The following is a 6,339-nucleotide window of genomic DNA, read 5'->3' on the forward strand; positions in this document are numbered from 1 at the left end:
GCCCCCGACCCCTCAGGCCGCCCCCGACTGGCAGGCGGCGTCGGGTTCGCCGTACCCCACCTACACGTCGCCGATCCCGGTGGTGCGCACGAGCCTCGTGCACGCGCTCGCCTCCGAGTGGACGAAGATCAAGTCGGTGCGCTCGACGATGTGGACGCTGGGCGTGTTCGTCCTGCTGGTCATCGGCATCGGCCTGCTGACCGGCGTGGTGGTGGCGAACTCGTCCTCCGACCTGGCCGGCGAGAGCGCGCTGAGCCTCGGCTTCTTCGGGCTGCTGCTCGGCAGCATCTGCGTGATCACGCTCGGCGTGATGACCACCGCCTCGGAGTACGGCACCGGCATGATCCGTACGACGATGACCGCCTGCCCCAGCCGCGGCCGGGTGCTGACGGCGAAGGCGATCGTCTTCTTCCTGGTGGCCTTCGTGGTGACCCTGGTCTCCGCGACGCTGGTCGGCCTCGCGCACGTGGCGATGCTGGAGGGCAACGGCGCGGCCGACCCCACCGGCTCGGAGTGGCTGAAGGGCACCGTCGGCGTCTCGCTGTACATCGCGCTGCTCGGCCTGCTTTCGCTGGCCGTCGGCTCGGTCATCCGGCACTCGGCGGGCGCCATCACGATCATGATCGGCGTGCTGCTCGCGCCGCTGGTGATCGCACTGTTCATGTTCTCGGAGTCCCTGAAGGACGTGCAGCAGGCGCTGTTCGAGTACTCGATCCCGAACCAGATGAGCATCTTCTACGCCAACTCGCTGTCCGAGTCCGGCCCCTCGGGCTGGGACCCGCTGTGGATCGTGCTCGGCGTGACCGCGGCCGCGTTCGCCGGCGCCTTCGCCCTGCTGGAGAAGCGGGACGTCTGACCCGGCTCAGAACTTCGGCGCGTTACGGGACCGCTGCACCCGCGTGGTGCGGCGGTCCTTCGCGTTCCAGCACGCCTTGTGCCAGTGCCGGCGCTCGTCGACCCCCGAGTGCGCCGGCCAGGCCACCACGTGCGGGACGCCGTCCGGAATCAACTGGTCGCAGCCCGGGCAGCGGTACGACTTCCCCTGCGCGCTCGCGCCCGCCACGTGCCGTACGTTCCACTCCTCGCCCTGCCAGTCCTCCGACGACTGCCAGCCGCCGTAGCGGCCGGCGCCGTCGTCCTCGGCGCTCCGGCCGGACGAAGCGGCTTCCTTCGGTCGGTTGCGACGCGGGGACACGGGACACCTCACGGAGCTATACAGGAAGTACGGGCGGCATCCAGCCTACGCGGCACGGACCGGGGTACCCGGCCCCTTCCACGACGGCCGATTCTGCAGACAATCCGGAAAATCCTCCGTCCGGCCGTGTCCTCGGCACGTGTCAGGCGGTTATGCCGTGTGGGGGAGCTCCGTGTCGGGGCCGAGGAAGCAGGAAAAGGCAATGCGCGTTGGAAGTTTCGTGTTGGGGGCCCAGTTCCCGGGCCAGGGTCAGGGAGAGGCGCTGCACCGCGCGGTCCGCTCGGCCGAGGTCGCCGAGGAGGCCGGGCTCGACGCGGTCTGGCTGGCCGAACACCACTTCGTGCCGTACGGCACGTGCCCGTCGGCCGTCACCCTGGCCGCGCTGCTGCTGGGCCGCACCCGGCGCATCCGGGTCGGCACCGCGGTCAGCGTGCTGCCCACCGTCCATCCCGTGGCGCTCGGCGAGCAGGCCGCGCTGCTGCACGTCACGAGCGGCGGCCGGTTCTCGCTGGGCGTGGGCCGGGGCGGCCCGTGGGTGGACCTGGAGGTCTTCGGCGCGGGCCTGGAGGCGTACGAGAAGGGGTTTCCGGAGTCGCTCGACCTCCTGGTGCGCTGGCTGCGCGAACCGGCCGTCGGCGCCTCGGGGGAACGCTTCAGCTTCCGCGAGGTGCCCGTCGTGCCCCGCCCCTCGGAGGCCCTCTCGGAGGCGGCGGGCCCGGAGGTCGTCGTCGCCTGCACCTCGCCGTCGAGCGTGCGGATGGCGGCCGAGCGGGGGCTGCCGATGCTGCTGGGCATGCACGTCGGCGACGAGGAGAAGGCGGAGATGGTCGCCCTGTGGCGACGGCACGCCCACGCGGCCGGGCGCCCGGCCGCCGAGGTCTTGGCCGCGGCCCATGTCTCGGCCGGCGTCTGCCAGATCGCCGACCGGCGCACCGACGCGGCGGAGACCCTGCTCAAGGCGATGCCGGGCTGGCTGCGCCAAGGGCTGGGCGCCCATGTCACGGTGGACGGCCGCGCCCGGCAGATGCGCGACCCGCACGCGTACACCGAACTGCTCTGCGGCCTGCACCCGGTGGGCACGCCCCGGCTCTGCGCGGACCGGCTGGCGGCCACGTCCGAGCGCACCGGCATCTCCCGCTTCGCGCTGCTCGTCGAGGGCTCCGGAGACCTCGCGGCGACCGAGGACAACGTACGGCGGCTCGGCGCCGAGGTACTCCCCCAGCTCGGCTGAGGCCATGGGCGGGGAGCTTGCCGCTCCGGTACAGAACTGCACCTCCCGCGTACGGAGCGGCAAGCGGACGATCGTGGCGTCAGCAGTCGCGGAACTCGGGCGACTGGTTCAGCACCTGGCTGCGCACCGAGGTGAAGCGGGTCAGTTTCTCGTCGACAGAGGAGTCCAACGGGAACACCGCCACCCGGTGGCAGTTCTGGAAGGCCAGCCGCACCCCGAAGTGCCGCTGCAGTGCACCGCGTATGGCGTCACTCGCGAGCGCACGCAGCAGCTGACCGCGCGCCTGCTCGTCCGGCGGAGGCGTCTGGTTGTCGGCGAACGCACCGCCGTCGACCTTCAGCTGTGCCACCAGGGAGCTGACCATCTCCCATGCGTAGGGCAGGGAAGTCCGGACGCAGTCGACGAAGGCTGCTTCGTCGACCTCGCCTCGCTCGGCCTGTTCGAGTAGGGCCGGTGAGACGTCGAGCGACATGGGTTCTCCTCTCGCACCCCCGACGGGCGGGGGTTGCCGGACAGTTGAGGGAGTCCGCGATTTCGAACACGCTGAGTACACAGTTCGCGACCTCCCGTTCAATACCGTAAGCAACCGATCGTGACCGCACCAGGAGAATGCCGAGATGGACACCATCCCGTAGGCGCACAATCGGCCAGTGCGCAAGCCGGGGCCAATGGGAGAAGTGGGACAGCCCACGGGGCGTCCGGGTACGGGCGAATCGCGTCGGGCCGGGCACGTCGAGTAGCGTTGCCGACCATGCGTCTCGTCATTGCCCGCTGCTCCGTCGACTACGCCGGGCGGCTCACCGCCCACCTGCCCTCGGCGCCCCGCCTGATCCTGGTCAAGGCGGACGGCAGCGTCTCGATCCACGCCGACGACCGGGCCTACAAGCCCCTCAACTGGATGTCGCCGCCCTGCACCCTGAAGGAGGGCTCGGGCGAGGAGGAGGGCGTCTGGACCGTCGTCAACAAGGCGGGCGAGAAGCTCATCATCACGATGGAGGAGGTCCTCCACGACTCCTCGCACGAACTGGGCGTCGATCCCGGCCTGATCAAGGACGGCGTGGAAGCACACCTCCAGGAACTGCTCGCCGACCGCATCGAGACGCTGGGCGAGGGCTACACCCTCATCCGCCGCGAGTACATGACGGCCATCGGCCCCGTCGACATCCTGTGCCGCGACGCCGACGGCGGGACGGTCGCGGTGGAGATCAAGCGGCGCGGCGAGATCGACGGTGTGGAGCAGCTCACGCGCTATCTGGAGCTGTTGAACCGCGATCCCCATCTCGCCCCGGTGCGCGGCGTGTTCGCCGCGCAGGAGATCAAGCCGCAGGCCCGGGTGCTGGCCACGGACCGCGGCATCGGCTGCCAGGTGCTGGACTACAACGCCATGCGGGGCATCGAGGACGACAAACTGCGGCTGTTCTGAGCGGGCGTCACCCACGACAGGCATACGGGAGGGCCGGGTCCGACACGCGGACCCGGCCCTCCCGTGTGCCTGTCTGCCGGGACCTCAGATGATCTGCTCCGTCGCCGGGTCCGAGCCGCTCGGCGTGCCTGTGCCCGTGCTGCTCTGTGCGGCGGTGGGCGTACCGGTGCTGCTGGCGCTGTTGGAGGCTGGTGGTTCCTCCGTGGACGTCGGCGGTTCCTCCGTCTCCGTCTGGGTGGGGCTGGGGTCGGGTGAGCTGGGTGGGGTGGACGGGTCGTCCGGTTCGCTCTCCGTCGGGTCCGGCGACGTCGGCCTCGTCGTGGGAGAACTGGGAGACTTGCTCGGCTCGTTCGGCGAATCAGAGTCCTCCGGGCTCTCGTCGTCGCCCGGGTCGGTGTTGCCGCCACTGCTCGGTCCGTCCGAGGGCTGCCCCGACTCTGTCGGCGTCGGGGCCCCCGACGTGCCGGGCGTGCCGGAGTCGCTCGGCCGGCCGGTGGTGCCCTGGCCCTGCCCGTCGTCGGACGGCCGGTCCGCGCCCAGGCCGCCCTCGTCGATGCCCTGGCTGGCCGAGGGGTTGACGCCGACCTCGTTGGAGGGGTCGCCCGGATCGTTCTCGGAGGTGGCGCCGAGCGTCACCACGGTGCCGAGCACGGCGACGAGCAGCGCGCCCGCCCCGGCGGCCACCAGGTTGCGCCGGGCGAAGCCCTTGATGCCGCTGCCGACCGTGCGGGACGGCTCATCTACATACTGGCGGCTGGTGACCAGGGTCGGGGACTGCGGAGGCGGCTGGAGCGGCGGGAAGGGCGCGAGGACGCCCGCGGACGGCGACGCCGACTCCTCGTGCCGGGCGTCGGGCACCTCCTCGCCCGCCGTCGGGCCGAGGCCCGCGCCGACGACGCCGAGTCCGGCGGCGGCCCCCACGGCACCGAAGGCACCGGCGCCGCTGCCCAGGCCGGGGGTGTCCCCGGTCCGGTCGGCGACCAGGGCGAGGGCACGGCGGCCGGCTACGGCGCCGTGCTTGTCGGAGAGCGCGCCGCGCAGTCCGATGGACGCCTCCAGCTCGGCGCGGGCCCGGTCGAGCTGGTCCTCGCAGAGGGCGAGGACGCCGAGCTCGTGGTGGAAGTAGGCCTGTTCGGCGACGTCCCCGGCGAGCCGGGAGGCCTCGGTGCCGGCCCGCAGGGCCCGCTCCCAGGCGCTCCAGTGCAGCCCGGCGGCGAACGCGGGCGCCGCGGTGCGGGCCAGCTGGACGGCGGGGCTCTCCTCGTCGTCAGCGGTCCGGGTCGTCGTCGGCACCAGCACCGCGAGGGCGGCCAGGACGGCGTCGGCCTCGGCGCAGACCCGCTCCGGGGTGACCGAGGGGTGCCCGGTCCACCAGGCGTAGTGCTGGGCGGCGGCCAGCGCACGGGCCCCCATGCCGTCGGTGTAGCCGTCGCTCTCCAGCTGGGTGAGCACCCCGGCGGCCAGCCGGTAGCGGGAGCCCACCGGCGAGACCAGTCCGCAGTCGGCCAGCTCGCCGAGGGCGGCGTCCGCGTGGGTGTCGCCGACCAGCGCGGGCAGATGCGCCTGGTGCGGCAGCTCGCCGCCGAGCGCGACGGCGAACTCCAGGGTGGCGCGGGCCGAGGCACTCAGCCGGGAGGCGAGCAGCGGCGCGGGCGCGGCGGCCTCGCCGAGGGACGGCAGGGGCGACACGTCGGCGGCGTCGGCCTCGGCGGCGTCGTAGGGCGTGTCGTCGTCGGCCGGGCGGGCGTCGGCGAAGACGCCGAACTCGTCCACCGCGTCGGCGCCGGCCCGCAGCCGGTCACGGCGGCGCAGCAGGGCGCCCGCCTGGACGAAGCGCAGGGGCAGGCCCTCGGACTCGAACCAGAGGTCGCCGGCCCAGTTGGCCTCCTCCTCGGTGAGACCGCGGCCGGCGGCGCGCTCCAGCAGTTCGACGCCGTCCGAGCGGTCCAGGCCGGTGAGGAAGACCTCCTCGACGGCGGAGTCGGCGGAGAGGGCGGGCACGTCCGGGGTGGCGCCGATGAGGAAGGCGCACTCGGGGGTGGCCTCCAGCAGTTCGTCGAGGGCGGTCCCGCCGAACTCGATGTCGTCCAGGACGACGACGGCGCCGACCTCGCGCAGGTGCCCCAGCAGTTCCTCCCGGCCCGGGCGGTGCAGGGGTGCGCGGTGGACGGCGTAGAAGAGGTCGTGGAGCAGGTCGTCGGCGGTGCGGTGGAAGCCGTTCAGGCGGACGACGCCGTCGGGCGCGAGACCGGCGCAGTCCTCGGCGACGAGGTCGAGGAGGCTGGTGCGGCCGGAGCCGCCGGGGCCGGTGAGGCGGACGGAGCGGCCGCGGGCGAGCAGCCGTACGAGGCGTTCGCGTTCGTCCTCGCGGGCCAGCAGACCCAGCACGGTCCTGGTGGGGCCCGGCGGGACGGGCGGCAGGGCGGCGCGGGCCGTCTCCGCGCGTTCGGCCGCGGTGAGCTTCTCCGGGCGGGCGGGCCGGTCGGCGGG

General features: G+C 73.1%; 6 protein-coding genes. 3 read left to right on the forward strand and 3 right to left on the reverse strand.

The annotated features are described in order from the left end of the window. Positions 1–856: ABC transporter permease (locus DMH12_RS36370; protein ID WP_125495572.1), on the forward strand; the 856-nt coding region annotated here is incomplete at its 5' end. Between the two features lie 6 nt (positions 857–862). On the opposite strand, the gene DMH12_RS36375 is transcribed toward DMH12_RS36370, so the two are convergent. Further along, the gene (locus DMH12_RS36375) at positions 863–1,195 is read right to left on the reverse strand and encodes an ATP/GTP-binding protein (protein ID WP_125495573.1); all 333 of its coding nucleotides are present in this window, start codon (positions 1,193–1,195) and stop codon (positions 863–865) included. Positions 1,196–1,397: 202 nt separating this feature from the next. Here DMH12_RS36375 and DMH12_RS36380 point away from each other — a divergent pair, with 202 nt between their 5' ends. Beyond that, entirely contained in the window at positions 1,398–2,426 is a 1,029-nt protein-coding gene (locus tag DMH12_RS36380; protein WP_125495574.1) for an LLM class flavin-dependent oxidoreductase, read from the forward strand. 79 nt (positions 2,427–2,505) lie between these two features. Here DMH12_RS36380 and DMH12_RS36385 read toward each other — a convergent pair whose 3' ends face one another. After that, positions 2,506–2,898 carry an SCO5389 family protein gene (locus DMH12_RS36385; protein WP_055421911.1) on the reverse strand — a complete coding sequence of 131 codons (393 nt, stop codon included), beginning with the start codon at positions 2,896–2,898 and terminating at the stop codon, positions 2,506–2,508. Positions 2,899–3,177: 279 nt separating this feature from the next. Here DMH12_RS36385 and nucS point away from each other — a divergent pair, with 279 nt between their 5' ends. Further along, on the forward strand, positions 3,178–3,849 hold the full coding sequence (nucS, locus tag DMH12_RS36390) for an endonuclease NucS (protein ID WP_125495575.1): 672 nt from the start codon (positions 3,178–3,180) through the stop codon (positions 3,847–3,849). An 84-nt stretch (positions 3,850–3,933) separates the two neighbouring features. Here nucS and DMH12_RS36395 read toward each other — a convergent pair. Beyond that, a partial coding sequence (locus DMH12_RS36395; protein WP_125495576.1) for an ATP-binding protein occupies positions 3,934–6,339 on the reverse strand: 2,406 nt, incomplete at its 5' end.

Source organism: Streptomyces sp. WAC 04229 (assembly GCF_003947455.1).
Classification (GTDB): domain Bacteria; phylum Actinomycetota; class Actinomycetes; order Streptomycetales; family Streptomycetaceae; genus Streptomyces.